1 protein-coding gene is annotated in these 1,009 nt (G+C 49.5%); it reads left to right on the forward strand.

The genetic code is table 11. The annotated features are described in order from the left end of the window. Positions 1-1,009, forward strand: a 1,009-nt coding sequence (locus AC097P_RS25170; protein WP_479613135.1) for an O-linked N-acetylglucosamine transferase family protein, incomplete at both ends; no start/stop codon positions are given.

Genomic DNA, 1,009 nt, shown 5'->3' on the forward strand with positions numbered 1-1,009 from the left:
GATGCCGGATATGCCGAACATCCGCACCGTTTTCGGTTCGATCCGGCAAGCAAGAGGTAATTCGGTCGATGCCAAAATCCATTCGCTTGCTGGTTGGCTCGGTTTGTTCGATAACATGCGATTAGCGAACAGCTATCTATTCTCCAGTGCTTATGCGGATATCGATGAAGAGCTTCTGGCAGCGGAACATCGATTTTGGGCAGGAACCGTCAAAGCGCCTGCGATCAAGCCGCCAGCACCCGACGCAGCACTAAAGTACTCTAGCGAGATATATAAAAAAAGCTCGAGAATTCGAGTTGCCTACTGGTCGCCGGATTTGCGTAATCATTCCGTGATTATGTTTTTTCGTCCCCTGCTTGAAGGGCATGACCGAGAGAAATATGAAATATTCATATATCATGATTCTCAGCTTTCTGACGGGCAGACGGAAGAAGTAAGAAAGCACTCAGACGCCTTCTTCGATGTTTCGACAATGCCTGACCAGACATTGTGCGACATGATTTGGTCGCACGATCTAGACGTTCTTGTCGAAATGGCTGGGCATACGTCGACGAATCGAATCGGGCTGCTGCAACTTCGCTTCGCAAAGGTTCAAATTACCGGAATCGGGTATCCTCCGACCACCGGGCTCGAGTCAGTTGATTACAAGCTGGTGGATCGGCATATTGTCGGGCCCAGCAGTGAAAACTTTTATTCGGAATCTCTTGCAGTTCTGCCCTCTTCGTTCTGGTGCTTCGACCCCAAAGAAGACGTTCCGCTTCCCAGGTCTCCCCCTGTCGAAAAGAAGGGCTATATCACATTTGGATGCGTAGGAAACATTGCAAAAATCAATCCAAGAATAGCTTCGTGCTGGGCCGAAATCCTGCAGGCAGTACCTACAAGCAGGCTTTTGATCCGATCTATCAATTTGGCCGATCCTGCATCGGAGCTGGAACTGGGCAGTATGTTGGAAGGCGCGGGCATCGATTTAAAGCAAGTTGATCTAAAAAAACCGACTGGCCGGACCGAA

Source organism: Rhodoferax sp. ZS1R8, from assembly GCF_056521325.1.